Source organism: Pseudomonas sp. ChxA, from assembly GCF_030263855.1.
In the GTDB taxonomy this organism is placed as follows: domain Bacteria; phylum Pseudomonadota; class Gammaproteobacteria; order Pseudomonadales; family Pseudomonadaceae; genus Aquipseudomonas; species Aquipseudomonas fluorescens_CB.
In genome coordinates this window covers 1,689,688-1,715,038 of the sequence record NZ_JARPMK010000002.1, presented here as the reverse complement: position 1 = coordinate 1,715,038, position 25,351 = coordinate 1,689,688, and the positions used below count along the sequence as shown (strand labels likewise).

The 25,351-nt window shown below is 61.5% G+C and carries 25 protein-coding genes; 12 read left to right on the top strand and 13 right to left on the bottom strand.

From position 1 onward, the window contains the following. The first annotated feature begins 43 nt into the window (after positions 1-43). From trpB to P5706_RS33645, 3 genes are all read left to right on the top strand, one after another. Positions 44-1,285 (top strand): tryptophan synthase subunit beta, encoded by a 1,242-nt coding sequence (trpB, locus tag P5706_RS33655; RefSeq protein ID WP_056860979.1) that lies wholly within the window; start codon positions 44-46, stop codon positions 1,283-1,285. Continuing rightward, positions 1,285-2,094: a tryptophan synthase subunit alpha gene (trpA, locus tag P5706_RS33650; protein ID WP_200430986.1), complete on the top strand. Its 810-nt coding sequence runs from the start codon at positions 1,285-1,287 to the stop codon at positions 2,092-2,094. The genes trpB and trpA overlap by 1 nt, the downstream gene beginning before the upstream one ends. Positions 2,095-2,232: 138 nt before the next feature. Next, the gene (locus P5706_RS33645) at positions 2,233-2,676 is read left to right on the top strand and encodes an anti-virulence regulator CigR family protein (RefSeq protein ID WP_017137925.1); all 444 of its coding nucleotides are present in this window, start codon (positions 2,233-2,235) and stop codon (positions 2,674-2,676) included. A 265-nt stretch (positions 2,677-2,941) separates the two neighbouring features. Here P5706_RS33645 and P5706_RS33640 read toward each other — a convergent pair whose 3' ends face one another. The 6 genes from P5706_RS33640 to P5706_RS33615 form a co-directional block, all read right to left on the bottom strand. Continuing rightward, on the bottom strand, positions 2,942-4,246 hold the full coding sequence (locus P5706_RS33640) for an MFS transporter (RefSeq protein WP_285684851.1): 1,305 nt from the start codon (positions 4,244-4,246) through the stop codon (positions 2,942-2,944). A 159-nt stretch (positions 4,247-4,405) separates the two neighbouring features. Continuing rightward, positions 4,406-5,554: a galactonate dehydratase gene (gene dgoD, locus P5706_RS33635; RefSeq protein WP_017137927.1), complete on the bottom strand. Its 1,149-nt coding sequence runs from the start codon at positions 5,552-5,554 to the stop codon at positions 4,406-4,408. Positions 5,555-5,602: 48 nt separating this feature from the next. Next, positions 5,603-6,223, bottom strand: coding sequence for a 2-dehydro-3-deoxy-6-phosphogalactonate aldolase (locus P5706_RS33630; protein ID WP_285684849.1), 621 nt, complete (start codon positions 6,221-6,223; stop codon positions 5,603-5,605). Position 6,224: 1 nt separating this feature from the next. Continuing rightward, positions 6,225-7,184 (bottom strand): 2-dehydro-3-deoxygalactonokinase, encoded by a 960-nt coding sequence (locus P5706_RS33625; RefSeq protein ID WP_285684847.1) that lies wholly within the window; start codon positions 7,182-7,184, stop codon positions 6,225-6,227. A 162-nt stretch (positions 7,185-7,346) separates the two neighbouring features. Next, a complete protein-coding gene (locus P5706_RS33620) occupies positions 7,347-7,673 on the bottom strand; it encodes a DOPA 4,5-dioxygenase family protein (protein WP_200430990.1) in 327 nt (108 codons plus the stop codon). A 30-nt stretch (positions 7,674-7,703) separates the two neighbouring features. Further along, positions 7,704-8,654 carry a choline sulfate utilization transcriptional regulator gene (locus P5706_RS33615; RefSeq protein ID WP_285684845.1) on the bottom strand — a complete coding sequence of 317 codons (951 nt, stop codon included), beginning with the start codon at positions 8,652-8,654 and terminating at the stop codon, positions 7,704-7,706. Positions 8,655-8,757: 103 nt separating this feature from the next. On the opposite strand from P5706_RS33615, the gene betC reads away from it, so the two are divergent. From betC to P5706_RS33600, 3 genes are all read left to right on the top strand, one after another. Continuing rightward, positions 8,758-10,272 carry a choline-sulfatase gene (betC, locus tag P5706_RS33610; protein ID WP_285684843.1) on the top strand — a complete coding sequence of 505 codons (1,515 nt, stop codon included), beginning with the start codon at positions 8,758-8,760 and terminating at the stop codon, positions 10,270-10,272. Positions 10,273-10,290: 18 nt separating this feature from the next. Continuing rightward, positions 10,291-11,205 (top strand): choline ABC transporter substrate-binding protein, encoded by a 915-nt coding sequence (choX, locus tag P5706_RS33605; protein WP_285684841.1) that lies wholly within the window; start codon positions 10,291-10,293, stop codon positions 11,203-11,205. A 172-nt stretch (positions 11,206-11,377) separates the two neighbouring features. Further along, on the top strand, positions 11,378-12,946 hold the full coding sequence (locus P5706_RS33600; RefSeq protein WP_285684840.1) for a SulP family inorganic anion transporter: 1,569 nt from the start codon (positions 11,378-11,380) through the stop codon (positions 12,944-12,946). A 366-nt stretch (positions 12,947-13,312) separates the two neighbouring features. Here P5706_RS33600 and aroE read toward each other — a convergent pair whose 3' ends face one another. Together aroE and hemF are read right to left on the bottom strand one after the other, a co-directional pair. Next, positions 13,313-14,137 (bottom strand): shikimate dehydrogenase, encoded by an 825-nt coding sequence (gene aroE / locus P5706_RS33595; protein WP_285684839.1) that lies wholly within the window; start codon positions 14,135-14,137, stop codon positions 13,313-13,315. After that, positions 14,137-15,069, bottom strand: a complete 933-nt coding sequence (gene hemF / locus P5706_RS33590; protein ID WP_200430996.1) for an oxygen-dependent coproporphyrinogen oxidase — start codon at positions 15,067-15,069, stop codon at positions 14,137-14,139. The genes aroE and hemF overlap by 1 nt, the downstream gene beginning before the upstream one ends. Before the next feature lie 159 nt (positions 15,070-15,228). Between hemF and P5706_RS33585 the strand changes: the two genes are divergently transcribed. Continuing rightward, complete coding sequence (locus P5706_RS33585) at positions 15,229-16,206, top strand: NADPH:quinone reductase (RefSeq protein WP_285684838.1); 978 nt, start codon at positions 15,229-15,231, stop codon at positions 16,204-16,206. Between the two features lie 114 nt (positions 16,207-16,320). Here the strand turns inward: P5706_RS33585 and tsaC are convergent, their stop codons facing one another. The 3 genes from tsaC to P5706_RS33570 all read right to left on the bottom strand — a co-directional run bounded on the left by tsaC (position 16,321) and on the right by P5706_RS33570 (position 18,871). Next, positions 16,321-16,878 carry an L-threonylcarbamoyladenylate synthase type 1 TsaC gene (gene tsaC / locus P5706_RS33580; protein ID WP_017135149.1) on the bottom strand — a complete coding sequence of 186 codons (558 nt, stop codon included), beginning with the start codon at positions 16,876-16,878 and terminating at the stop codon, positions 16,321-16,323. A 58-nt stretch (positions 16,879-16,936) separates the two neighbouring features. Beyond that, entirely contained in the window at positions 16,937-18,040 is a 1,104-nt protein-coding gene (dprA, locus tag P5706_RS33575; RefSeq protein ID WP_285684837.1) for a DNA-processing protein DprA, read from the bottom strand. Positions 18,041-18,103: 63 nt separating this feature from the next. Beyond that, positions 18,104-18,871 carry a peptidoglycan-binding protein gene (locus P5706_RS33570; protein WP_285684835.1) on the bottom strand — a complete coding sequence of 256 codons (768 nt, stop codon included), beginning with the start codon at positions 18,869-18,871 and terminating at the stop codon, positions 18,104-18,106. A 135-nt stretch (positions 18,872-19,006) separates the two neighbouring features. Between P5706_RS33570 and def the strand changes: the two genes are divergently transcribed. From def to P5706_RS33545, 5 genes are all read left to right on the top strand, one after another. Beyond that, positions 19,007-19,513 (top strand): peptide deformylase, encoded by a 507-nt coding sequence (gene def, locus P5706_RS33565; RefSeq protein ID WP_017135146.1) that lies wholly within the window; start codon positions 19,007-19,009, stop codon positions 19,511-19,513. 69 nt (positions 19,514-19,582) lie between these two features. Continuing rightward, complete coding sequence (gene fmt / locus P5706_RS33560; protein WP_285684833.1) at positions 19,583-20,536, top strand: methionyl-tRNA formyltransferase; 954 nt, start codon at positions 19,583-19,585, stop codon at positions 20,534-20,536. Continuing rightward, entirely contained in the window at positions 20,533-21,843 is a 1,311-nt protein-coding gene (gene rsmB, locus P5706_RS33555; RefSeq protein WP_285684831.1) for a 16S rRNA (cytosine(967)-C(5))-methyltransferase RsmB, read from the top strand. Before fmt ends, rsmB begins: the two co-directional genes overlap by 4 nt. 21 nt (positions 21,844-21,864) lie before the next feature. Beyond that, positions 21,865-23,238: a Trk system potassium transporter TrkA gene (gene trkA / locus P5706_RS33550; RefSeq protein ID WP_099550193.1), complete on the top strand. Its 1,374-nt coding sequence runs from the start codon at positions 21,865-21,867 to the stop codon at positions 23,236-23,238. A gap of 142 nt (positions 23,239-23,380) precedes the next feature. Next, positions 23,381-23,692, top strand: coding sequence for a tetratricopeptide repeat protein (locus tag P5706_RS33545; protein ID WP_200431003.1), 312 nt, complete (start codon positions 23,381-23,383; stop codon positions 23,690-23,692). Between the two features lie 130 nt (positions 23,693-23,822). On the opposite strand, the gene P5706_RS33540 is transcribed toward P5706_RS33545, so the two are convergent. Then, positions 23,823-24,710, bottom strand: a complete 888-nt coding sequence (locus P5706_RS33540) for a lysophospholipid acyltransferase (protein ID WP_200431004.1) — start codon at positions 24,708-24,710, stop codon at positions 23,823-23,825. A 40-nt stretch (positions 24,711-24,750) separates the two neighbouring features. Further along, on the bottom strand, positions 24,751-25,308 hold the full coding sequence (locus P5706_RS33535; RefSeq protein WP_285684826.1) for a DNA-3-methyladenine glycosylase I: 558 nt from the start codon (positions 25,306-25,308) through the stop codon (positions 24,751-24,753). Positions 25,309-25,351 lie beyond the last annotated feature (43 nt).

The window sequence follows — 25,351 nt, the reverse complement described above, 5'->3', positions numbered from 1 at the left end:
TGGCCGTCATTGCCTCTCCTCACCTTCTTTCCTGGAGCGCCCCATGACTCAGTCCCAGACCGACCTTCGCAACGGCCCCGACGCCAACGGCCTGTTTGGCGCGTTCGGCGGCCGCTACGTCGCTGAAACCCTGATGCCGTTGATCCTCGACCTGGCGCGCGAATACGAAGCGGCCAAGATCGACCCTGCGTTCAACGAAGAATTGGCCTACTTCCAACGCGACTATGTCGGGCGCCCAAGCCCGCTGTACTTCGCCGAGCGCCTGACCGAGTTCTGTGGCGGCGCCAAGATCTACCTCAAGCGCGAAGAGCTCAACCACACCGGCGCGCACAAGATTAATAACTGCATCGGCCAGATCCTGCTGGCGCGGCGCATGGGTAAAAAACGCATCATCGCCGAGACCGGCGCGGGCATGCACGGCGTGGCCACCGCCACCGTGGCGGCGCGCTTTGGCCTCGATTGCGTGATCTACATGGGCACCACCGACATCGAGCGCCAGCAGGCCAACGTGTTCCGCATGAAGCTGCTGGGCGCAGAAGTGATCCCGGTCGTGGCCGGTACCGGCACCCTTAAAGACGCGATGAACGAAGCCCTGCGTGACTGGGTGACCAACGTCGACAGCACTTTCTACCTGATCGGCACCGTGGCCGGCCCACACCCGTATCCCGCGATGGTGCGCGACTTCCAGGCCGTGATCGGCAAGGAAACCCGCGACCAGCTGCAAGCCCAGGAAGGCCGCCTGCCGGACAGCCTGGTGGCATGCATCGGCGGTGGATCCAACGCCATGGGCCTGTTCCACCCGTTCCTGGATGACACCAGCGTGGAGATCATCGGCGTTGAAGCCGCCGGCCACGGTATCGAAACCGGCAAGCACGCCGCCAGCCTCAACGGCGGCGTACCGGGCGTGCTGCACGGCAACCGCACCTTCCTGCTGCAGGACGACGACGGCCAGATCATCGACGCCCACTCGATTTCCGCCGGCCTCGACTACCCTGGCATCGGCCCTGAGCACGCGTGGTTGCATGATATCGGCCGCGTTCAGTACACCTCGGTGACCGACGACGAAGCCCTTGAAGCCTTCCACAAATGCTGCCGCCTGGAAGGGATTATTCCTGCGCTGGAAAGCGCCCATGCCCTGGCTGAAGTGTTCAAACGCGCACCAACCTTGCCGAAAGATCACCTGATGGTGGTGAACCTGTCCGGCCGTGGCGACAAAGACATGCAGACCGTGATGCACCACATGGACCTCTCTCAACAAGAGCAGTCGAAGCAGGAGAAACACTGATGAGCCGCCTGCAAACCCGCTTTGCGCAACTGAAAGAACAAAATCGCGCCGCCCTGGTGACCTTCGTCACCGCCGGCGACCCCGGCTATGACACTTCTCTGGCAATCCTCAAGGGCTTGCCCGCCGCCGGTGCCGACGTGATCGAGCTGGGCATGCCGTTCACCGACCCGATGGCCGACGGCCCGGCGATTCAACTGGCCAACATCCGTGCGTTGGAAGCCAAACAGAATCTGCTGAAAACCCTGCAGATGGTCCGCGAGTTCCGCAAAGACAACCAGGACACCCCGCTGGTGCTGATGGGTTACTTCAACCCGATCCACAAATACGGCGTGCCCACGTTCATCGCCGATGCCAAAGAAGCCGGGGTCGATGGCCTGATCGTGGTCGACATGCCGCCTGAGCATAACGGCGAGCTGTGCGACCCGGCCCAGGCCGCAGGCATCGACTTTATTCGCCTGACCACGCCGACCACTGATGACGTGCGCCTGCCAACCGTACTCAACGGCAGTTCCGGCTTTGTGTATTACGTGTCGGTGGCCGGTGTGACCGGTGCCGGTGCCGCCACCCTGGAACACGTCGAGGAAGCCGTGACCCGCCTGCGTCGGCATACCGACCTGCCGATCAGCATCGGCTTTGGTATTCGCACACCGGAACAGGCCGCCGCTATCGCTCGCCTGGCAGACGGTGTGGTGGTCGGTTCGGCGCTGATCGATCACATCGCCAATGCGAAAAATGATCAACAAGCAATCGATGGCGTATTGAGCCTCTGCGCGGCGCTGTCGGAAGGTGTCCGTAACGCCCGTAAGTAAGCGGCGTGTAGCAATGGGTAAAGTTCCTGATACAGAGGAATCATCTGGGCAATCCAGTACCTAAACTGACAAGACCAAGGGATTTCGAGCCTCGTTCGAAATCCCTTTTTTGTTCGTGCAGTACTGAGGAAAGCCCCCATGAAAATGCCTAAACGCTTGATCGCAGGTCTTGGCGTGTTGATGCTCGGCGCAAGTGCCCTGGCGCAGGCCGCGCCGCCCGACCAACGCGGCGATGGCCCAGGCCGTGGCGGCCCGCAAGGTCAGTACGAGCAACGCGGCGACGACCATCGCGGCCCACAGGATAACCGTCGTGGACCGCCGCAAGACTTCGGCCCGGTGCGGCAGGTGATCCGTGACAACCACAACGACTTCCGCCGTGGTGCACCACCACCACCTGGCGTACGCCTGGTGCGGGGCCAACCGCTGCCGCGCAACTACTACGGCGAACGCCTCGACAACCGCGCCTTGGCCCATCTGCCGCAATACCCAGGGTATGAATGGCGCCGGTCCGGCGGCGATATCGTATTGATCGCCATCGGCACCAGCATCGTCTACCAGATCCTGGATGGCGCCCTTTACTAGGCCTGGAATACCTTTGAGCAAGGCCCGCTTGTTGTGGCGAGCGGGCTTGTTGAGATGAGCGAGCTGTTGTGGCGAGCGGGCTTGCCCCGCGTTGGGGTGCGAAGCGCCCTCAAAACCCGACAACACGGTTCCTTCTGGAAAAAACGCAGTGGCCTTATTGGGGCTGCTGCGCAGCCCAACGCGGGGCAAGCCCGCTCGCCACAACAAGCCGCTCGCCACAACAGCCCGCTTGCCGCAGGGTTTTCGGTCCACTCAAACAATGGATCTACAGCTCGATGCGCTCGACCTTGCCCACCAGCAACACGTAGGAAAGCGCCCCCAGCAACGCCAGCACCGCGATATAGGTAATCGCCGGCGCAAACGAATCCCCACTGGCCAGAAAGCCAATCACTATCGGCGTGGTAATCGCCGACAAGTTGCCGATGAAGTTAAACACTCCACCCGTCAGACCCAGCAACCGCGCAGGCGCCAGGGTCGACACCAATGACCAGGTGATCGACGCCAGGCCATTGCCAAAGAACGCCACCGCCAGAAACGCAATCACCCAGGCCGTCGAATCCACATAGTTGGCGCCGATGATCGCCGTGGAAATCAGCAGCCCACCAATGATCGGCAGCTTGCGCGCAAACCCTACCGACGTACCCCGGCGAATCAGCCAATCAGAAAAAATACCGGAACACAGCACGCCGATAAACGCAGCGAGGAAGGGCAGCGACGCCAACAAGCCGGACTTGATGAAGTCCATGCCGCGGTATTTCACCAGGTAGGTCGGGAACCACGTCAGAAAAAACCACAGCGTCGAGTTCAGGCAAAACTGCCCCAGGTAGATGCCCCACAACTTGCGCTTGCTCAGCACTATCCCGAGGTCGACCCAACTGAACGGCGCTTTGACCGCTTTCGCCTGCATATCCACCAGGCCGCCGCCCTCGCGGATCAGCTCGATTTCTGCCGCGTTAGCGCCTTTGAAATCCTTCGGCTCACGGTACACCGCGTACCAGATCAGCGCCCACAGAATGCCGACGCCACCGGTAGCGACAAACACCATGTGCCAGCCAAACACGTGTTGCAGCCAGGCCAACACCGGCGTGAGGAACGCCAGCCCGACAAACTGCCCGGAGGTGTAAACGCCAATCGCGGTGGCACGCTCGCGCTCGGGAAACCAGGTGGTGACCACGCGGCTATTGATCGGGTAGGCCGGTGCTTCCAGGGCACCAACGGCCATGCGCAGCACGAACAGCGCAATAAAGCTGGCGGCGAACCCCAGCATTACCGTGGCGATGGACCACAACAGCAGCGCCACGGTGTAGAGAATGCGCGGCGGCACGCGGTCCACCAGCCAGCCGCCGGGGATTTGCATGGCGGCGTAGGTCCAGCCGAACGCGGAGAAGATCAGCCCGACATGCACCGGGTCAATCCCCAGTTCGCTGGTCAGCGCCGGGGCGGCAATCGACAGGTTGCTGCGGTCGAGGTAGTTGATCACCACGGTGATAAACAGCAACACCATGATGAAGAAACGCTTTCTGCTGGGCGTGACGAGAGAAGCCTGCCCGGTGAAGGATTCAGGGTGCATGGGGGAGCCTCTTATTATGTTTATTGAGGACGGGGCGCGGTCATTGTGGGAGCTGGCTTGCCTGCGATGGCGGTGCATCAGCTAACTGATCTGGCACAGGCGGACCGCTATCGCAGGCAAGCCAGCTCCCACACTTGACCGCATTCCTTCAGTGAGCAATCACCACTCAGCGAAGCTGCCGTCGGCATGCCGCCAGATCGGGTTGCGCCAGCGGTGGCCAATAGCGGCGCGTTCGATCACGTATTCCTCGTTGATCTCAATGCCCAGGCCCGGTCCGTTGGGGATCTTCACGAAGCCTTTGTCATAGTCGAACACGCCTGGGTCGCGTACGTAGTCGAGCAGATCGTTGCTCTCGTTGTAGTGGATGCCCAGGCTTTGCTCCTGGATAAACGCGTTGTAGCAAACCGCGTCCAGTTGCAGGCACGCCGCCAAGGCAATCGGACCCAACGGGCAGTGCAGGGCCAGGGCCACGTCGTAGGCTTCGGCCATGTTGGCGATCTTGCGGGTTTCGGTGATGCCGCCGGCGTGGGAGGCGTCCGGCTGGATGATGTCGACGTAACCTTCGCTGAGCACACGCTTGAAGTCCCAACGCGAAAACAGCCGCTCGCCCAAGGCAATCGGCGTGCTGGTCAGCGGCGCCAGTTCCTTGAGCGCTTCGTAGTTTTCGCTGAGCACCGGCTCTTCGATAAACATCAGTTTGTACGGGTCCAGCTCTTTCATCAGCACCTTGGCCATGGGCTTGTGCACGCGGCCATGGAAGTCGACGCCGATGCCGACATTAGGCCCGACCGCATCGCGCACGGCGGCCACGTTGGCCAATGCCAGGTCGACTTTTTCGAAGCTGTCGACGAACTGCAATTCTTCGGTGCCATTCATTTTCACGGCGGTGAAGCCGCGGGCCACGGCCTCTTTGGCGGCGCGAGCGGTGTCGGCGGGGCGGTCGCCGCCGATCCAGGAATACACGCGGATCTTGTCACGCACCTGGCCACCCAACAGGTCGCTGACCGACACGCCGAGCGCCTTGCCCTTGATGTCCCACAGCGCCTGGTCGATACCGGCGAGGGCACTCATGTGCACCGCGCCGCCACGGTAAAAGCCGCCGCGATAGAGCACGGTCCAGATATCTTCGATATTGCGTGGGTCTTTGCCGATCAGGTAGTCGGAGAGTTCCTCGACGGCGGCGGCCACGGTGTGGGCGCGGCCCTCCACCACAGGCTCACCCCAGCCGGTTACACCCTGGTCGGTCTCGACCTTGAGGAAGCACCAGCGCGGCGGGACGATAAAGGTGGTCAGTTTGGTGATTTTCATCTTCTTATCTCTCTTATCGATGCAGCGCCAGGGGCGCAAACCTTGAGTTCAGTTAAGCGCGTTCCAGGCGGCGACATAGGCCTGGGCATTGCTCGCCACTTGGTCCACCGACATGCCCGGTTTGAACAACCCGGAACCCAGGCCAAAGCCCTTGGCGCCCGCGTCGAAATACACCTGCATGTTGCCTGGGGTCACGCCGCCCACCGGCAGCAGCAAGGTGCCGGTCGGCAGTACCGCCAGCCATGCCTTGATCACCGCCGGGCCCATTTGCTCGGCCGGGAACAGCTTCAATACATCCGCGCCTTCGGCCAGCGCGGCGAAGGCTTCGGTCGGCGTTGCCACACCCGGTGACAGGAACAAGCCCGCCGCTTTGGCGGCACGCAATACCTTGGCATCGCTGTGGGGCATGACGATGACTTGGCCGCCGGCGGCTTTGACCTGCTCGACCTGTTCCGGGGTCAACACGGTGCCCGCGCCGATCAGGCAATCGGCGGGCAAGGTGTCGCGCAGGGTGCGGATGCTGGTGTAAGGGTCCGGCGAATTCAGTGGCACTTCGATCACGCGAAAACCGGCCTCATAAAGCACCTGGCCAATCGACTGTGCTTCATCCGGGCGCACGCCGCGCAAAATTGCGATCAAACCGTTGTATGCGAGTGCTTGCTTGAGCATGTCAGGCCTCCAGTACAGGTTGAGTGAGCCCAGCGGCGACGGCCAATTGCCACAGGCCGCGCTCGGTGGCTTCCTGCGCGAGGCTGACGTGGGCAAAGCCGCAGAGGGCGAGGGCGCGTTGGTAGCGGGCGCAGAGGTTCGCGGCGCCGACCAAGACGATAGGCTTGTGTTTGGCCTGCTGCGGCAAACCGGCGAGTTCGTGGCCGATCAGCAGGCCGGACAGGTAATCGGGCTGTTCGTTGGGCGCCAGTTCGCCGGTCAAGCCCAGGGTACGGGCGCTGAACAAGGTCGACAGCACACCGCGCCGGCCATCCTCCGAGAGCGCCACGCGCACGCCACGATCAAAGGCCTCGCCCTGGAATTGTTCGGACGGTTGCTGGGTACGCCCGAGAATGCTGTGCTTGCTGAGTATCGCAAACAGCTCGCCGGTCATGAAGGTGTCGAAGTGGGTGATGCAGCCTTCAACCACCTCGACCCATTTGGAATGGCTGCCCGGTAGGCCGATCAACACGTCGGCGCCCAGGCCCTGCAGCACACCGAGCACTTGGGTTTCTTCGCCGCGCATCACATTGGGCAAGCCGACCCGCTCGATCACACCCGGCACAATGTGCACCTGCACCCCGCGCAGGCTTAGTACCGGGTGCAAAGCCTGGCCGAGGCTGGCGACGTCGACGGGCGTTTGGCGGTAAGCCGCTTCGCTCCAGCCTTGTGCGCTGCCGACCATCCCGCAGGCAATCACCGGCAGGCCGGGCTGCGCGTCGAGCCAGTCGCCACAGGCCGCATCGAACGCCAACTCAAAGCCATCGGCGCAACGCACGCCGGCAATCTCCCGGGGTTCGCTGGGCAGGTGCATGATGCCGAACGCCAGCGCGCGCTGTTCGAGCACGCAGCCCGCCGGGCCGAGTTTGTAAGCACGAAGGGAGCTGGTCCCCCAATCGAGCGCGATCAATTGCGCCTGCATCGCTTCACCTGAAATGAGTGGGTGCTGAAAAAAGCAGATGGGCGAATATAAACCTATGACTGGCGATATCTCAATATATAAATAACAGTCCCACATATTGGGTTTTTGTAATAAAAAATCCCATCGCCTTGCACAGGGTGATGGGATTAGGTGCAACAGTGGTTAAAAAATAGACAGGTTCAACTCGCGCATCGCGCCCATCCAGATCGCGTAATCGGTGTGGTCCTTCAAGTCATCGCCGGTATCCGGGTGCAGGAACACCACCAGCCCGTCGCGATGCAGCGCCAGCCACGGCAACACCACGCCGATGTATTCCGGCTCGAACGCCAGCTGGCAGCTCCAGTCCGGGTGCGGGCCAACCGGCCTTTCGTGTACACGGCCCATGCGCAGCGGGAACAGCTTGGCCGCGTCTTCGCAGAGCTTGCGCGCCTGGTCGATGGTGCTGGCGTCAAAGTAGATATGGGCGTGGTAGCCCTTGATACGTTGCATGGCGAAATCCGGATCCAATATGCGCCGATCCTAGACCGCAATCGACGGCAGGGCTAGCCCAGTCAACGACTGCGCGCTGCTGGCTTGCTCGGCCACCAGCCAATCGACAAAGCGCTCGACCAATTGCCCCCGGCGTTTGCGCTGGGGCTGCACCACGTAATACCCGAAACGCGAAATCACCGTGTCGCTGATCGGCCGGCACAGCCAGTTCTGCTCCAGCAGGTTATCCACCAAATGGCGCCAGCCGATGGCCACGCCCTGGCCGGCAATCGCGGCCTGGATCAGCAGGGTGTAATTGTCGAAGCGCAATTGCCCAGGCGTGGGCGCCGTGGTGATGCCCAACTCACGAAACACGCCACTCCAGTCGAACCATTGGCTGTTGTTTTCCTGGCGCAGGTGCAGCAGCGGGTAATCGTGCAGATTTTGCACCGTCAGTGGCGTGGACTGGGCCTTGAGCCATTGCGGGCTGCACACCGGAAACACTTCCTCGTTGAACAGCCACAAGCTCTCGCCCTGCTTGAAACGACCATCGCCAAACAACACCGCCACGTCGATATCGCTGCGCAACGTGGCGTGGTTGCGTTCGCTGGTCACCAGGCTGACGTCCACCTGCGGGTTGGCCTGGTGAAAGCGATGCAGGCGCGGCATCAGCCAGTAGGCGGCGAAGGCGAAGTCGGTGGCCACTTGCAGCACTTCGTGCTGGTCCTGCTGGGTGATCGCGCTGAGGCCTTGGTTGATGGCCTGCAAACCGCCTTGCACCTGTTCGAACAACAGCGCGCCTGCATCCGTCAGTTCGATGCCTCGGTAGATGCGATCAAACAGACGGATCGCCAGTTGCTCTTCAAGGCGCTTGATCTGCTGGCTGATGGCTGGCTGCGTAGTGCCCAGTTCCATCGCAGCGGCGGTAAAGCTGCGATGGCGCGCCGCTGCTTCAAAGGCACGCAGCAGGTCGAGGGACAGATCACCGAGGGCTTCATACATAAGCTGTGCTTATCCTAGACATTGCTTTTCATGGGCTTTACCCCATTTTCCATGGGCCGCATGCTCATTCGCATAAACACCGCCTATGGAATGCCGATAGATCATGAAGCGCAAGAACATTCTTTTCATCATGGCCGATCAAATGGCCGCGCCGATGCTGCCGTTCTACGGACCTTCCCCGATCAAGTTGCCGAACCTGAGCCGCCTGGCTGCACAGGGTGTGGTGTTCGACGCGGCCTATTGCAACAGCCCGCTGTGCGCACCCTCACGCTTCACCCTGGTCAGTGGCCAGTTGCCGAGCAAGATTGGCGCCTACGACAACGCCGCCGATTTCCCCGCCGATGTACCGACTTATGCCCACTACCTGCGCCGCCTCGGTTACCGCACGGCCCTGTCGGGCAAGATGCATTTCTGCGGGCCAGATCAATTGCACGGCTATGAAGAACGCCTGACCAGCGACATCTACCCGGCCGACTATGGCTGGGCGGTGAACTGGGATGAGCCGCACGTGCGCCCCACCTGGTACCACAACATGTCGTCGGTGCTGCAAGCCGGGCCGTGCGTGCGCACCAATCAGCTGGATTTCGACGAAGAGGTGGTGTTCAAGGCCCAGCAATATCTGTTCGACCATATCCGTGAAGACGGCAATCAGCCGTTCTGCCTCACCGTGTCGATGACGCACCCACACGACCCGTACACGATTCCCAAGCCATTCTGGGACCTGTACGACGACGGCGACATCCCAATGCCGGCAACCCCCGCGCAAGGCGATCTCGACCCGCATTCCCAACGCCTGCTAAAGGTTTACGACCTGTGGGACAAGCCGCTGCCTGTGGACAAGATCCGCGATGCGCGTCGCGCGTATTTCGGCGCGTGCAGCTATATCGACAGCAACGTCGGCAAACTCCTGCAAACCCTGGAAGACACCGGCCTGGCCGACGACACGATCATCATCTTCTCCGGCGACCACGGCGACATGCTCGGCGAGCGTGGCCTCTGGTACAAAATGCACTGGTTTGAAATGGCCGCCCGCGTGCCGCTGCTAGTGAGTGCGCCAGGCCAGTTTGCGGCGGGGCGCGTGAGCAAGGCTGTGTCCACCGCCGATCTGCTGCCCACCCTGGTGGAACTGGCCGGCGGCGAACTGGACCCGCGCCTGGCGCTGGACGGCCGCTCGCTGGTCCCGCACTTGCAAGGGCAGGGCGGGCACGACGAAGTGTTTGGCGAATACATGGCCGAAGGCACCATCAGCCCGCTGATGATGATTCGGCGCGGTGCCTACAAATTCATCTACAGCGAAGACGACCCCTGTCTACTGTTCGATGTACACAACGACCCGCACGAGTGGGAAGACCTCAGCCAGTCACCGGAACACCGGCCACTGTTCGAGGCGTTTTTGACTGAGGCGCGGGCCAAATGGGACATCCCGGCGATCCACCAACAGGTGCTCGCCAGCCAACGCCGTCGCCGCCTGGTGTTCGAGGCGCTGACCCAAGGCAAGCTGAAGAGCTGGGATCACCAGCCACTGGTGGACGCCAGTCAGCAATACATGCGCAACCATATCGACCTCGACGACCTGGAGCGCAAGGCACGTTATCCACAACCCTGCCAAAACCAATAAATAAACAGAGGGAAGGCCATGCAAAAGTTAACGGTGATACTCGGAGTCTTGGCGTTGAGCAGCGCCAATGTTTACGCAGACACCAGCTGTGACACGGTGAAGATGGCCGATCCAGGCTGGAGCGATATCGCCGCCACCAATGCCATCACCGGTTTCCTGTTGAACGGCATGGGCTACAAGGCCAAGGTCGACACCCTGGCGGTGCCGATCACGTTTGGCGGGCTCAAGGATGGCCAGGTGGATGTGTTCCTGGGCAACTGGATGCCGGCACAGCAGGGTTTCTACGACAAGTTCGTGGCCAATGGCGATGTGGTGCAACTGGCGAAAAACCTCGACGGCACCGAGTTCACCCTCGCCGTGCCGGACTACGTGTGGGACGCCGGTGTGCATGATTTTGCCGACTTGAACACATTTGCCGACAAGTTCGACAAGAAGATCTACGGCATTGGCTCCGGCGCGCCGGCGAATATTTCGCTGCAGGAGATCATCAAGAAGAACGACTTCGACCTGGGCCAGTGGAAGCTGATCGAGTCGAGCGAGCAGGCGATGCTGGCCGAAGTGTCGCGGGCGGTGAAAAAGCAGAAGTTCGTGACCTTCCTCGGCTGGACACCACACCCGATGAACGTGCAATTGAAGATGCACTACCTCAAAGGCGGCGAGAAATATTTTGGTGACACCGGCAGCGTGTATACCTTGACCCGCAAAGGTTATGCACAGGCCTGCCCGAACGTAGGAAAGTTACTGACCAACCTGAGTTTCACCCAGGAGATGGAGAACAGCATCATGGCGCAGGTGGTCAACAATAAAGTCAGCAATGCCGAGGCGGCGAAGGCCTGGATCAAGGCTAATCCTGCGGTGTTGGACAAGTGGTTGGACGGTGTGAAAACCGTGGACGGCCAGGATGCGTTGGCCGCAGTAAAAGCCAAACTCTAAAGGCTGCACACAATCCCGAATGGGAAAAGGCTTGCGTGGGAGCTGGCTTGCCTGCGATACAGACAACTCGGTCTGCCAGACCTACCGAGGTGATGCTATCGCAGGCAAGCCAGCTCCCACAGAGCCTTATGTGTACTGATACTCTGAGCTAAACCTTTCTACCGAGTCTGCGATGCCCCGGCCCAACCGCCACACTCTCTTGCCCTTCCTCGCCTGGCTGCCGCGCCAAACCCGCGCCAGCGTCGGCCGCGATGCGATTGTCGGGCTCAGTGGCGCCGTGCTCGCCTTGCCGCAGTCGATTGCCTACGCGCTGATCGCCGGGCTCCCACCCGAATACGGCCTCTATGCCGCCATCATCCCGGTGTTGATCGCGTGCTTGTGGGGTTCGTCGTGGCACTTGATCTGTGGGCCGACGGCGGCGATTTCCATCGTCCTGTATGCCAGCGTCAGTCCGCTGGCCGTGCCTGGCTCGCAGGACTACATCACGTTGATTCTGTTGCTCACATTCCTTGCCGGTGTATTCCAGTGGCTGCTGGGCATGCTGCGCTTCGGCGCGCTGGTGAATTTCGTCTCACACTCGGTGGTGCTGGGTTTCACTCTGGGCGCTGCCGTGGTGATTGCCTTGGGGCAATTGCCCAACTTGCTGGGGCTGGAGTTGCCCAGCCAGGCCACAGCGATCAATAGCTTGCTGGCACTGGTAGACCATGCCGGGGAATGGGACCACGCCTCACTGGCACTGGGCCTGGGCACCTTGCTGGTGGGCGCGCTGCTCAAATACCTGGTCCCGCGTTGGCCGACGCTGTTGATCGCCCTGGCGCTGGGCAGCCTGGTGGCGTGGCTGTGGCCGGCGATGTTCGGGCATGTGGCGTTGGTGAGTTCGTTTATCGGCAAACTGCCGCCGTTCAGCCCGCTGCCGATGGACCTGGACATGCTGCTGCGCCTGCTGCCGAGCGCTGTGGCGGTGGGCATGCTCGGGCTGGTCACCAGCTTGTCGATTGCGCGCTCGCTGTCGGCGCGTTCGCAGCAATTGCTCGACGCTAATCAGGAAGTCCGTGCGCAGGGCTTATCCAATATCGTCGGCGGCTTTTTCTCCGGGTACTTGTCGGCCGGCTCCTTCACCCGCTCCGGCCTCAGCTATGAAGCAGGCGCCTGCTCGCCGTTGGCGGGCGTGTTTTCCGCGCTCTGGGTGGCATTGTTTGCGTTGTTCGGCGCGGCCTTGATCGCGCACATCCCGATCCCGAGCATGGCCGCAAGCATCCTGCTGATTTGCTGGGGCCTGGTGGATCATCGTGGCATTCGCGCGCTGTTCCGCGTCAGCCGCGCCGAGTTTGTGGTGATGAGCCTGACCTGCGTCGCGACCTTGCTGCTGGAGCTGCAAACGGCGATTTATGCGGGCGTGCTGGCATCGTTGTTTTTCTACCTCAAACGCACCTCGCAGCCGCGGGTTCAGCAATGGCGCGACGGTGATGAGGATGTATTACGGGTGGGCGGTTCGATCTTCTTCGGCGCCAGCCATTACCTGCAAGTGCGACTGCAAAGCCTGCAGGGCGGGCGCGTGGTGATCGAAGCGCAGCAGATTAACTTTATCGACTATTCCGGGGTGGAGATGCTGCACCAGGAGGCGCGGCGGTTAGTGGGTGTGGGGCGCAGCCTGACGTTGCGCCGAGCCAGGCCGCAGGTAGTGGAAGAATTAAAGAAATTGGAAGGGGCAGACAAATGCCCCATCCACTTCGAAGACTGAATACGGTTAAACAAAGTGGGAGCTGGCTTGCCTGCGATGGCCATCGGTATCTACACAACTTCTGTTGAACACAACGTCTGTAGCAAGTGGGTTGTTGTGGCGAGCAGGCTTGTCCTGCGTTGGGCCGCGAAGCGGCCCCGGTAAAGGCACTGCAATTTTCCTTGAAAGAATTCAACGTCTGGGCCTGGGGCTGCTGCGCAGCCCAACGCAGGACAAGCCTGCTCGCCACAGGAGAAATTGGCAGCCATCAAAAGTTGTGTAGATACCTATGCTGCGATGGCGGTGGATCAGCCAGCACATCTGTATTTGATACACCGCTATCGCAGGCAAGCCAGCTCCCACATTAGACCGTGTTCACTTTTAGATTTATGCCGCAGCCAACTGCCTACGCAACTCAGCCAACACCGGCGCCGACTCCGGGCGTACGCCGCGCCACAAGTAGAACGCTTCTGCGGCCTGCTCGACCAACATGCCCAAGCCGTCCATCGCCACCGCTGCGCCTTGCTCGGTAGCCCAGCGACAGAACGCGGTCGGCTCCTTGGCGTACATCATGTCGTAGCAAAAGGTCTTGCCCGGCGCGATCAGACTGCCGGCAATCGGCGGTACATCGCCTGACAGGCTGGCGGACGTGGCATTGATGATCACGTCCACCGGCTCACGCAACCAATCGAAACCGCTGGCCGACACCGGCCCCAAATCGTCGAACAGCTCGGCAAGCAGTTCGGCCTTTTCCACGGTGCGGTTGGCGATGATCAAGGAGGCAGGCTGCTCGGCCAGCAACGGCTCGAGCGCCCCGCGTACCGCACCACCGGCGCCCAGCAGCAGAATGCGCTTGCCTTGCAGGCTCAACCCGGCGTTTACCGTCAGGTCGCGCACCAGGCCGGCACCGTCGGTGTTGTCGCCCAACAAGCTGCCGTCGGCGAGCTTGCTCAGGGTGTTCACGGCGCCTGCGCGCTGGGCGCGTTCGGTCAGGCTGTTGGCCAGGCGGAAGGCGTCTTCCTTGAACGGCACGGTGACGTTGGCGCCACGGCCTTGTGCAAAGAACTCACGGGCACAGCCGGTGAAATCCTCCAGCGGCGCGAGCAAGGTGCTGTAGTCCAGTTGCTCGCCAGTCTGCTCGGCAAACATGCGGTGAATCAAAGGGGATTTGCTGTGGCCGATGGGATTGCCGAACACCACATAACGGTCCATCAGACAGCCGCCTTGGGCGCAGCCATGCCCAGCCAGTCGCGGTCTTGCAGATAGTAATCGGTGAGGCGCGCTTCCTCGCTGTCGGCTTCGGCTTTCCAGTCGTAGCTCCAGCGCACTTGCGGCGGCAGCGACATCAGGATCGACTCGGTACGCCCGCCTGATTGCAGGCCGAACAAAGTGCCACGGTCATAGACCAGGTTGAACTCGACGTAGCGGCCACGACGGAATTCCTGGAATTGGCGCTGCTGCTCGGTGTAAGCCATGGCCTTGCGGCGCTGCACGATCGGCAGGTAGGCGTCGATGTAGGCATCGCCGATGGCACGGATGAAGGCGAAGCAGGTGTCGAAGCCCCACTCGTTCAAGTCATCGAAGAACAGGCCGCCGATGCCGCGCGGTTCATTGCGGTGCTTGATATGGAAGTAGGTGTCGCACCAGGCCTTGTAGCGCGAATACACATCCGCGCCAAACGGCGCACAGGCCTGCTCGGCCACGCGATGCCAGTGGATACAGTCTTCTTCATTGCCGTAGTAGGGCGTGAGGTCGAAGCCGCCACCGAACCACCACACCGGTTCTTCGCCGTCTTTTTCGGCGATGAAAAAACGCACGTTGGCGTGGGACGTCGGCACGTGCGGGTTGTGCGGGTGGATCACCAGCGACACGCCGAGGGCTTCAAAGCCACGACCGGCAAGCTCCGGACGATGCGCGCTGGCGGACGGCGGCAAGCCGCTGCCGAATACGTGGGAAAAGTTGACGCCGCCTTTTTCGATCACCGAACCGTTTTCGATCACACGGGTGCGACCGCCGCCGCCGGCAGGCCGGGTCCAGGCGTCTTCGATAAAGCGAGTGTCCGTCTCGAAGGTTTCCAGGGCGCTGCAAATGCGGTCTTGCAGGTCGAGCAGGTAGGCTTTAACAGCCTCGGTGCGGGTAGTCATGGCATCACCTTGAATCGGGCAAAGCTACGCGAGGCCATTGGGCGTCGGCGGCAAATGGGCGCACAGGATAGCACTGCATCCGACTGCGCCGCAGTTGACGAAGATCAAGGTTAGGAGTGGGATAGGGGGCTACGCGATTCGACCTCAGGAGAAGTGCAGATGGCCAAACGTATCCAGTTCAGCGCCCATGGCGGCCCCGAAGTGCTTGAGTATGTGGACTACACCCCGGCAGAACCTGGCCCACAGCAGGTTCGTGTGCGTAACGAGGCCATCGGTCTTAACTTCATCGACACTTATTTCCGCAGTGGCCTGTACGCGCCGCCAGCCTTGCCATCGGGCCTTGGCGCAGAAGGCGCTGGCGTGGTGGATGCCGTCGGCAGCGAGGTCTCGCAGTTCAAGGTCGGCGATCGCGTGGCCTACGGCAGCGGCCCGCTGGGTGCGTACAGCCAGCTGCATGTGTTGCCTACCGCCAACCTGGTGCACTTGCCGGACGATATCAGCTTTGAACAAGCCGCCGGCGCGATGCTCAAGGGCCTGACCGTGCAGTACCTGCTACGTCAGACCTACGAGTTGAAGGGCGGCGAAACCATTCTGTTCCACGCCGCTGCCGGTGGCGTGGGCTCCCTGGCCTGCCAATGGGCCAAGGCGCTGGGCGTGAAGCTGATCGGCACGGTGAGTTCGCCGGAAAAAGCCGCACTGGCCAAATCCCTCGGCGCCTGGGAAACCATCGACTACAGCAAGGAAAACGTCGCACAGCGCGTACTGGAATTGACCGACGGCAAAAAAGTCCCGGTGGTGTACGACGGCGTCGGCAAAGACACCTGGCTGACCTCACTGGACAGCGTGGCGCCACGGGGTTTGGTGGTGAGTTTCGGCAATGCATCCGGCGCGGTGGACGGCGTAAACCTGGGGATTCTGGCGGCGAAGGGCTCGCTGTATGTCACTCGGCCGACCTTGGCGACCTATGCCAGCAACCCGAAAGACTTGCAGGCGATGGCCGATGATCTGTTCTCGATGATCAAGAGCGGCAAGGTGCGTATTGATATCAACCAGCGGTTTGCGCTGGCGGATGCGGCGAAGGCGCAGACGGAGTTGTCGGGGCGCAGGACGACGGGGTCGACCATTCTGCTGCCGTAAGGCCCTAAGATCTTTAGAGTTTGTAAGGGCCCCATCGCGGGCAAGCCCGCTCCCACATTTGGAATGCATTCCCCTGTGGGAGCCGGGCTTGCCCGCGATGGCCGCGCCTCGGTCTCAAGACGGCCGCACCACCTCACCCGTCGCCAAATCGCGAATCAGGCTCGGGTTCTTGCGCCCACCCAGGGCGCCGCCCAGTACCAAGTCAACCTGGCCACGGAAATACTGCTCCACACGAATGCGCGTGCGCGCCGCCGGGCGACCTTGCGGGTTGGCTGAGGTGGAGATCAACGGCCCCACCTGTGCGCATAAATCCCTCACCAATGGATGATCGCTGACCCGCAGCGCCACGGTGTCATGCACACCGGTCACCCATTCCGGCAACATGCCCTGATGCGGCACCAGCCAGGTATTTGGCCCCGGCCAGGTGCTGGCCATGCGGTCGATCCAGGTGTCCGGGAAGTCTTCAAACAGAAAATCGAACTGGCGGATATTGTCCGCCACCAGGATCAGCCCCTTGTCCACCGAGCGATTCTTGATCGCCAGCAGCCGGTCCACCGCGTCTTCATTCCAAGGGTCGCAGCCCAGGCCCCAGACCGCTTCGGTCGGATAGGCAATCACCGCGCCTGCGCGAATTTCTCGTGCGGCTTCCAGCACACGCCACCTGTTGACCATTGCTCACTCTCCGGACTAAAGCTGTGGGCAGTTTACCGATGTTCTTTGCAAAAACTAATTACATAAGCGGGCCACGCGCAAGCCAGCGACCGCTTTCACAGATCACCTGCCCTTCAAGCTCAAGCTCAGTGAGCGCCGCCAGTATGTGGGACAAAGGCCGCCCGCTGGCAATCGCCAAGCCCTCGCTGGTATGGGGCGCCGCGTGCAGCAGCGCCACCAGCGGATGGGTGACCGGCATTGGTGCAGGGCGGGACAACGCCTGCCAGCCGCGCAAGCCGTCCAGGATGTGCTCGATGGACTCCACCAGCGTCGCGCCATCGCGAATCAACTGATGGCAGCCCTTGGCGCCCGGATGATGAATGGAACCCGGAATCGCATACACCTCGCGCCCTTGCTCGGCGGCTAGCTTGGCAGTGATCAGCGAACCGCTGGCGATGCTGGCTTCCACCACCAGCACCCCCAGCGACAAACCGCTGATGATCCGGTTGCGCCGTGGGAAGTTGGCGGCCTGGGGCGCGGCGTCCAGCGGGAACTCGGAAACCACCGCGCTGCCCTGGGCAATCATCGCCGCTGCGAGCTGGCGGTGGCGTTGTGGATAAAAATTTTCGAGGCCGGTGCCGAGCACGCCGATTGTCTGCCCCCCGACATCTAATGCCGCTTGGTGCGCAGCACCGTCGATGCCCAAGGCCAAGCCACTGGTGATGACAAAACCGGCGCTCGCCAGGCTGCGCGAAAAGGCGGCGGCAGTGTCCATCCCCGGGCGTGAAGCACGGCGACTGCCGACCATGGCCAACTGCGGCTTTTCGAGGATGTTCGGCTCGCCAGCGACGAATAATAACGGCGGTGCATCGTCAATCTGCGCCAGCAATGCAGGGTACTCAGGCTGGTCCCACATCAGCAAATGCTGGGCCGGGCGCTCCAACCATGCGAGCGCAGCACTGGCGCCATCGCGAATTTCAGGGCTGCGCCTGGCATCGGCGCTAATGGCTGGCAACCCGAGAGAACGCCAGGCACTCGCCGGTGCGCTGATGGCCTTGGAGGCAGAACCAAATGCCTCGATCAATACACGAAAAAGCTGGGGACCCAGTTCCGGCAGCCTGTGCAAGCGTAGTCGGGCTTCCAGTTCTGCAGGGGAAATTTCAGGGCTGTTTGTCGGATACATTTGATCGTCCTTGATCTGAACAAGCTGTGGATAACTCTGTTGGTAACTTATTTAGCAGGCTATTTATTGCGTTTGTCGGGCAGTCTCGAATCGATCCATCACCGCCAGCGAACGTGAGGCTCTGAGCACCAGGCCATAACTGAGTTTTTCGTAGGTGCGAAACACCAGCAGCGTGCCAGCATCTTCATCGGGGAGTTGGGTCGGGGCGCCAGTGAGGCTGTCGCGAACGCTTGCGCCGGCCTTGATCACCGTGAGCAGGTGGCCTTCGACCAGACCGTCACGGCGGCCCTTGTTCAAGGTCACGGCATCCATTACGCCGATCTGGGTGACGCCCTTGGGAATATCGATAATGTGCCCTTCGATGAAAGGCGTAGCCCCTAGGTTGGCCCATTCGACGGGCGGTTCGGCGCGCAGCAAGCGGTCGCCCGGGCGCACTTCCTGGGTGACCCGTTGCACGGCCAGGGTGCTGAGGTCGCCCGCCATCACAAAGCGTGCGCTGCCGATATCGTCGGCATTGACGCCCAGCAGTTCCTGGGTTTGCGGGTCGGTGTAGGTTTTGCCGCGACGAAAGATCCCATAGTCCGGTTGGGTCGGGTCCAGGTTACCGCGGGCATGCACGCGTTCACCGTTGGCACCCAAAACTCGCCCCGCGTCGGCGGCAACAATGTAAGGCGCGTTGTCCAGGTCCTGGGGTGTATCGAAAATGCGGTTGTGCAGCAAAAAGTGGCGGATGACCTGTTGCGTGGCCTGTTCCAGGCGCGGCGCGGGCTGGGGAACCAGGGCCATGGTGAGCGGCGCCCACAACAGCAAGACGAGTAGCGATTTCCTCATGGGGTCAATCTCCTTTATTATGTACGTTCGCGTGAAATGCCAGAGCCTTAGCGGCTTTCGAACCTTTCACACCGGCGGTCTGGGTCCATCCCAACGCCGATTTGCCTCTACCTCACATGTGCAGCAATTACGCTTATGGCTATTTTGAACATCCTCGAATTTCCCGACTCGCGCCTGCGCACGATCGCCAAACCGGTGGCCGTAGTGGACGACAAGGTTCGTCAGTTGGTCGATGACATGTTTGAAACAATGTATGAAGCCCCGGGCATCGGCCTCGCCGCCACCCAGGTCAACGTGCATCAGCGCGTCGTGGTCATGGACCTGTCGGAAGATCGCAGCGAGCCGCGGGTGTTTATCAACCCAGAGTTCGAACCGCTGACCGAAGAGATGGGCGAATACCAGGAAGGCTGCCTGTCGGTGCCGGAGTTCTACGAGAACGTCGAACGCCCGCTGCGCGTGAAGATCAAGGCCCTGGACCGTGACGGCAAGCCCTATGAATTGATCGCCGAAGGCTTGTTGGCGGTGTGCATCCAACATGAATGCGACCACCTCAACGGCAAGCTGTTTGTTGATTACCTGTCCACGCTTAAACGCGACCGGATCAAGAAGAAGCTGGAAAAAAAGCATCGCCAGCAAGCTTGATGCCCTTCTTCCAAAGGCTTGCTGCGGCAAGCCTTTTTCTTTTGTGACTGTTTTTAACCGAGACCTCCCATGACCGAGCCACTGCGCATTGTTTTTGCCGGCACTCCCGAATTCGCTGCCGAACACCTCAAGGCGCTGCTTGCCAGCCCTTATGACATCGTGGCGGTGTACACCCAGCCGGATCGCCCGGCCGGTCGCGGGCAAAAACTGATGCCGAGCCCGGTCAAGCAGCTGGCGCTTGAGCACAACATCCCTGTGCTGCAACCGCCAACGCTGCGCAACGCCGATGCGCAAGCGGAGCTGGCTGCGTTGAAGCCGGATTTGCTGGTGGTGGTGGCTTACGGTTTGATCCTGCCTCAAGCCGTGCTGGATATCCCGCGCCTGGGCTGCATCAACAGCCACGCTTCGTTGCTGCCGCGCTGGCGCGGTGCGGCGCCGATCCAGCGCGCCGTGGAAGCCGGTGACCTTGAAAGCGGCGTGACCGTGATGCGCATGGAGGCGGGTCTGGATACCGGCCCGATGCTGCTCAAGGTTGCCACCCCGATCACGGCTGAAGACACTGGCGGCAGCCTGCACGACCGCTTGGCCGAGCTTGGCCCACCCGCCGTGATCCAGGCCATTGCGGGCCTGGCGGCCGGTACGCTGGTAGGCGAAGTGCAGGACGACAGCCTCGCCACCTACGCGCACAAATTGAACAAAGACGAAGCCCGCATCGACTGGAACCGCCCGGCCGTAGAGTTGGAGCGCCTGGTGCGCGCCTTCAACCCGTGGCCGATCTGCCACAGCACCCTCAATGGCGAAGCCTTGAAAGTGCTGGCCGCCACCTTGGCGGATGGCAAAGGTGCTCCGGGTGAAATCATCGGTGCCAGCAAGGACGGCCTGTTGGTCGCCTGCGGTGAACAGGCGCTGTGCCTGACCCGCCTGCAATTGCCTGGCGGCAAAGCACTGAACTTCGGCGACCTGTTCAACAGCCGTCGTGAGAAATTTGCCTTGGGCACGGTTCTCGGGGCGGTCGCTCAATGAACCCGCGTCTGGCCGCCGCCAAGGCTCTCGCTGCCGTACTCAACGGCAAGGCTTCGCTGAACAGTTCGCTGCCTACGCAAATGGACAAGGTTGAAGACCGTGATCGCGGTTTCACCCAGGACCTGGCCTTTGGCACGGCCCGCTGGCAACCACGCTTGTCGGCACTGGCGGCCAAGCTGCTGCAAAAGCCGTTCAAGGCCGCCGGTGCCGATGTAGAGGCGCTGCTGTTGGTCGGCCTGTATCAACTGCTCTACACCCGTGTGCCCGCGCATGCCGCCATCGGTGAAACCGTTGGTTGCGCCGACAAGCTGAAGAAGCCGTGGGCCAAGGCCTTGCTCAACGCCGTACTGCGTCGCGCCCAACGTGAAAGCGAAGCGCTGCTGGCCGAGCTGGAACATGACCCCGTGGTGCGTACGGCGCACCCGCGCTGGCTGCAAAAGTCCCTGAAAGCCTTCTGGCCCGAGCAATGGGAAGCCATTTGCGCCGCCAACAATGCGCACCCGCCGATGATTTTGCGGGTCAACCGTCGCCATCACAGCCGTGATGCCTACCTGCAATTGCTGACCGACGCAGGCATCAGCGCCACGCCGTGCTTGTACAGCGTCGACGGTATCGTGCTGGAAGCAGCCACCGACGTACGCAGCTTGCCGGGCTTTGCCGAAGGCTGGATCAGCGTGCAGGACGAAGCCGCACAACTGGCCGCCGACCTGCTCGACCTGGCCCCAGGCCAACGCGTACTGGACGCCTGCTGCGCGCCGGGCGGTAAGACGTGTCACATTCTGGAAGTCGAAAAAGACCTGGCCGGTGTAGTCGCCGTCGACCTGGAAGCCAAGCGTCTGGTGCGGGTGCGTGAAAACCTTGCACGCCTGGGCCTGAGCGCCGAGCTGATCGCCGCTGACGGCCGCGACACCACCACGTGGTGGGATGGCAAACCGTTCCAGCGCATCTTGCTCGACGCGCCATGTTCCGCCACGGGCGTGATCCGCCGTCACCCGGATATCAAGCTCACCCGCCAACCCGACGACATCGCCGCCCTGGCCGTGCTGCAAGGCGAACTGCTCGATGCGTTGTGGCCAACCCTGGAGGTCGGCGGCATCCTGCTTTACGCCACCTGCTCGACCTTGCCCACCGAGAACACCGAGGTTATCCAAGCCTTCCTCGCCCGCACCAGTGGCGCGCGGGAACTGGACCTCGCCACGGCGGCCGGTATCAAGCAGCCCCATGGCCGCCAGTTGCTCGCGCAGGAAGGCGGACACGATGGCTTCTACTACGCCAAACTGATCAAGATTGCTGCCGCGCGCAGCTAATGGGTTTAAGGGAGTGACCGGATGAAGATCATCATCCTTGGTGCAGGGCAGGTCGGCGGCACGCTGGCCGAGCATTTGGCCAGCGAAGCCAACGACATTACCGTGGTCGACACCGACAGCGAGCGCCTGCGCAACCTGGGCGACCGTCTGGACATCCGCACCGTGCAAGGCCGTGCGTCATTCCCGACGGTGCTGCGCCAGGCCGGTGCCGACGATGCCGATATGCTGGTGGCGGTGACCAACAGTGACGAGACCAATATGGTCGCCTGCCAGGTCGCCCACACCCTGTTCCATACACCCACCAAGATCGCCCGCGTGCGCGAAGCCGCCTACCTGACCCGCGCCGGTCTGTTCGACAACGATGCGATTCCGGTGGACGTGCTGATCAGCCCCGAACAGGTGGTGACCCATTACATCAAGCGCCTGATCGAAATTCCCGGCGCGTTGCAGGTCATCGACTTTGCCGAAGGCAAGGCGCAACTGGTGGCGGTGAAGGCTTATTACGGCGGGCCGCTGGTGGGCCAGCAACTGCGCCAGCTGCGCGAACACATGCCGAATGTGGAGACCCGCGTGGCGGCGATTTTCCGTCGCGACCGGCCGATTCTGCCCCAGGGCGATACGGTGATCGAAGCGGATGACGAGGTATTTTTCATCGCTGCCAAAGCGAATATTCGTGCAGTGATGAGCGAAATGCGTCGACTCGATGAGAGCTACAAACGCATCGTCATCGCTGGCGGCGGGCAGATTGGAGAGCGCTTGGCCGAGGCCATCGAAAGCCGCTACCAGGTGAAGATCATCGAGATGAACCCGGCACGCTGCCGGCATTTGTCCGACACCCTCGACAGCACCGTGGTCTTGCAAGGCAGCGCCTCGGACCGCGACCTGCTGATGGAAGAAAACATCGCCGACGCCGATATTTTCCTGGCCCTGACCAACGACGACGAGGCCAACATTATGTCCTCGTTGCTGGCCAAACGGCTGGGGGCGAAAAAGGTGATGACCATCATTAACAACCCGGCCTATGTCGACCTGATCCAGGGCGGCGACATCGACATCGCCATCAGCCCGCAGTTGGCGACCATCGGCACCTTGCTGGCCCACGTGCGCCGTGGCGATATCGTCAGCGTGCACTCCCTGCGCCGGGGCGCGGCGGAAGCCATCGAGGCGATTGCCCACGGTGATTCGAAGTCGAGCAAGGTGATCGGCAAAGCCATCCGCGATATCGGCCTGCCGCCGGGCACCACCATCGGCGCGATCATTCGTGATGAAGAGGTGATCATTGCCCATGACGATACGATGATCGCCACGGGTGACCATGTGATTCTGTTCCTTGTGGATAAAAAGCATATTCGCGATGTGGAGAAGCTGTTTCACGTGGGGCTGAGTTTTTTCTAGGCCGGAATATCTCACTGTGGCGAGGGAGCTTGCTCCCGCTCGAGTGCGAAGCGCTCGCAAAATGTTGGGGGACTGCTGCGCAATCCAACGGGAGCAAGCTCCCTCGCCACAACAACCTTCTTTCGCTCAAGGTGACAACAAATTGCTCGAATCCCTGGAAAAAATGCTCGCCAAGGGTGTGGATAATTCATTGCTGCGCTTTGGTTTGGGCAAGGGTTATCTGGACTTGAAGGACAACGCCAAGGCGGCCGAGCATTTGCAGAAATGCGTCGAGTTCGATCCGAAGTATTCGGCGGCGTGGAAGCTGTTGGGCAAGGCTCAGCAAGGGCAGGGGGATAGTGGCGCAGCACGGCTGGCGTGGGAGAAGGGCATTGAAGCGGCCCAGGCCCATGGCGACAAACAGGCCGAAAAAGAGATGACCGTGTTCCTGAAGAAACTCGACCGCCAAGCCTGAGGCGATCCCTGTGGGAGCTGGCTTGCCTGCGATAGCATCACCTCGGTATGGCTGAAAAACCGAGTTGCCTGCATCGCAGGCAAGCCAGCTCCCACATCAGATCCTCAATGGTCTTGAGTTCAGCGGTAAATCAGTACCAACGCTCTTCACCGGGCGGGCGTTTCTTGAAGCGCTTCATGCTCCACATGTACTGGCTCGGGTAGGCGCCGACATAACGCTCCACCACCTTGCTCATCGCCGCGCAGGAGGTGGCGGTGTCGGTGCTGTACATATCTTCCGGCGCCGCTTCCAGAATCACTTTGTAACCCGAACCGTCCGGCAGCCGCAGGGCATGCAGGAACACGCCGACGGCTTTATGGCCTGCGAGCATGTTCGGCACAAACTTGCTGGTCAGCGCCTGGGTGGCGAAAAACGGCACGAAGATCCCGGCAGATTCTGCCGGCTCGGGGTCCGCGGGAATGCCCACTTGGCCACCTTTGCGCACTTCTTTGATCACGCTGAGGATGCCTTCCTTGGTGGAAGCCGCCACACGGTTACCCAGTTGTACGCGCTGCTTTTGCAGCAACTCATCCACCGCCTTGAGCTTGGGCGGGCGGTAGAAAATGATCGGTTTGCACTGGTTGCAATAGAAGTGGTTCAACACTTCCCAGTTGCCCAGGTGGCTGGTAATGCCGACCACGCCTTTGCCTGAGGCCAATGCCTCATGCAGCACTTCCAGGCCTTCGACTTCGCGCACCAGGTCGATGGAGCGCTGCGCCGGCCAGATCCAGGCGCAGGCGCTTTCGGTCAGCGACTTGCCAATGTCCATCAGGCTTTGGCCCACCAGACGCTCGCGGGCAGCCGGGTCCATGTCCGGGAAGCATTTGGAGAGGTTGATCCGCACCGTGTCGCGGGAGCGGTTGGGGGTTTTCCACATGAGCCAGCCAATCGCCGTGCCGACGGCCTGGACAGCGCGCCAGGGCAGCAGGGCAAACAACCGGAGAGCGCCTACCAGCAAGGCGCCTTTAAACTTTTCCACAGGTCACTCCTGATCGTGTGTGGTGCGCAAAGCGGGCATTCTAACCGGCGTTGGCCAAGTCCGCGTAACGGTCGCAGTCCTGAGTGTGGTCCATGACCATGCCCGAAGCCTGCATGAACGCGTAGCAGATGGTCGGGCCGACGAAGGTAAAACCGGCCTTTTTCAACGCTTTGCTCATGGCTTCGGCCTCAGGCGTAATCGCCGGGACTTGGCTGCGATCGGTAAAGTGATTGACCTTGGGCACGCCGCCGACAAACGACCAGAGCAGGCCCACCGGGTCCTCCAGCGCCAGCCAGGCGGCAGCATTGCGGCGAGTGGCGTTGAGCTTGAGGCGATTGCGCACGATGCCTGGGTCGAGCATCAGCGCTTCGATCTCTTCATCGGTCAACAGCGCCAAACGCTGCGCATCAAAGCCGAACAAGACCTTTCGATAATGCTCGCGTTTGCGTAAAACGGTGATCCAGGACAGGCCCGCCTGGAACCCTTCGAGCAAAAGCAACTCGAACAAGCCCTGCGCATCGCGCAGCGGCGTTCCCCACTCCTGATCGTGATAAGCCATGTACAGCGGATCTTCAGAACACCAAAAGCAGCGTGGCATAAGGCTCCAGGGAGTGGTGGCAGGGCCGAATCGGGTATACTCC

Excerpts from the sequence above, each read along its gene's own strand:
- trpB (WP_056860979.1), top strand. The coding sequence starts at position 44 with ATGACTCAGTCCCAGACCGACCTTCGCAACGGCCCCGACGCCAACGGC.
- trpA (WP_200430986.1), top strand. The coding sequence starts at position 1,285 with ATGAGCCGCCTGCAAACCCGCTTTGCGCAACTGAAAGAACAAAATCGC.
- P5706_RS33645 (WP_017137925.1), top strand. The coding sequence starts at position 2,233 with ATGAAAATGCCTAAACGCTTGATCGCAGGTCTTGGCGTGTTGATGCTC.
- P5706_RS33640 (WP_285684851.1), bottom strand. The coding sequence starts at position 4,246 with ATGCACCCTGAATCCTTCACCGGGCAGGCTTCTCTCGTCACGCCCAGC.
- dgoD (WP_017137927.1), bottom strand. The coding sequence starts at position 5,554 with ATGAAAATCACCAAACTGACCACCTTTATCGTCCCGCCGCGCTGGTGC.
- P5706_RS33630 (WP_285684849.1), bottom strand. The coding sequence starts at position 6,223 with ATGCTCAAGCAAGCACTCGCATACAACGGTTTGATCGCAATTTTGCGC.
- P5706_RS33625 (WP_285684847.1), bottom strand. The coding sequence starts at position 7,184 with ATGCAGGCGCAATTGATCGCGCTCGATTGGGGGACCAGCTCCCTTCGT.
- P5706_RS33620 (WP_200430990.1), bottom strand. The coding sequence starts at position 7,673 with ATGCAACGTATCAAGGGCTACCACGCCCATATCTACTTTGACGCCAGC.
- P5706_RS33615 (WP_285684845.1), bottom strand. The coding sequence starts at position 8,654 with ATGTATGAAGCCCTCGGTGATCTGTCCCTCGACCTGCTGCGTGCCTTT.
- betC (WP_285684843.1), top strand. The coding sequence starts at position 8,758 with ATGAAGCGCAAGAACATTCTTTTCATCATGGCCGATCAAATGGCCGCG.
- choX (WP_285684841.1), top strand. The coding sequence starts at position 10,291 with ATGCAAAAGTTAACGGTGATACTCGGAGTCTTGGCGTTGAGCAGCGCC.
- P5706_RS33600 (WP_285684840.1), top strand. The coding sequence starts at position 11,378 with ATGCCCCGGCCCAACCGCCACACTCTCTTGCCCTTCCTCGCCTGGCTG.
- aroE (WP_285684839.1), bottom strand. The coding sequence starts at position 14,137 with ATGGACCGTTATGTGGTGTTCGGCAATCCCATCGGCCACAGCAAATCC.
- hemF (WP_200430996.1), bottom strand. The coding sequence starts at position 15,069 with ATGACTACCCGCACCGAGGCTGTTAAAGCCTACCTGCTCGACCTGCAA.
- P5706_RS33585 (WP_285684838.1), top strand. The coding sequence starts at position 15,229 with ATGGCCAAACGTATCCAGTTCAGCGCCCATGGCGGCCCCGAAGTGCTT.
- tsaC (WP_017135149.1), bottom strand. The coding sequence starts at position 16,878 with ATGGTCAACAGGTGGCGTGTGCTGGAAGCCGCACGAGAAATTCGCGCA.
- dprA (WP_285684837.1), bottom strand. The coding sequence starts at position 18,040 with ATGTATCCGACAAACAGCCCTGAAATTTCCCCTGCAGAACTGGAAGCC.
- P5706_RS33570 (WP_285684835.1), bottom strand. The coding sequence starts at position 18,871 with ATGAGGAAATCGCTACTCGTCTTGCTGTTGTGGGCGCCGCTCACCATG.
- def (WP_017135146.1), top strand. The coding sequence starts at position 19,007 with ATGGCTATTTTGAACATCCTCGAATTTCCCGACTCGCGCCTGCGCACG.
- fmt (WP_285684833.1), top strand. The coding sequence starts at position 19,583 with ATGACCGAGCCACTGCGCATTGTTTTTGCCGGCACTCCCGAATTCGCT.
- rsmB (WP_285684831.1), top strand. The coding sequence starts at position 20,533 with ATGAACCCGCGTCTGGCCGCCGCCAAGGCTCTCGCTGCCGTACTCAAC.
- trkA (WP_099550193.1), top strand. The coding sequence starts at position 21,865 with ATGAAGATCATCATCCTTGGTGCAGGGCAGGTCGGCGGCACGCTGGCC.
- P5706_RS33535 (WP_285684826.1), bottom strand. The coding sequence starts at position 25,308 with ATGCCACGCTGCTTTTGGTGTTCTGAAGATCCGCTGTACATGGCTTAT.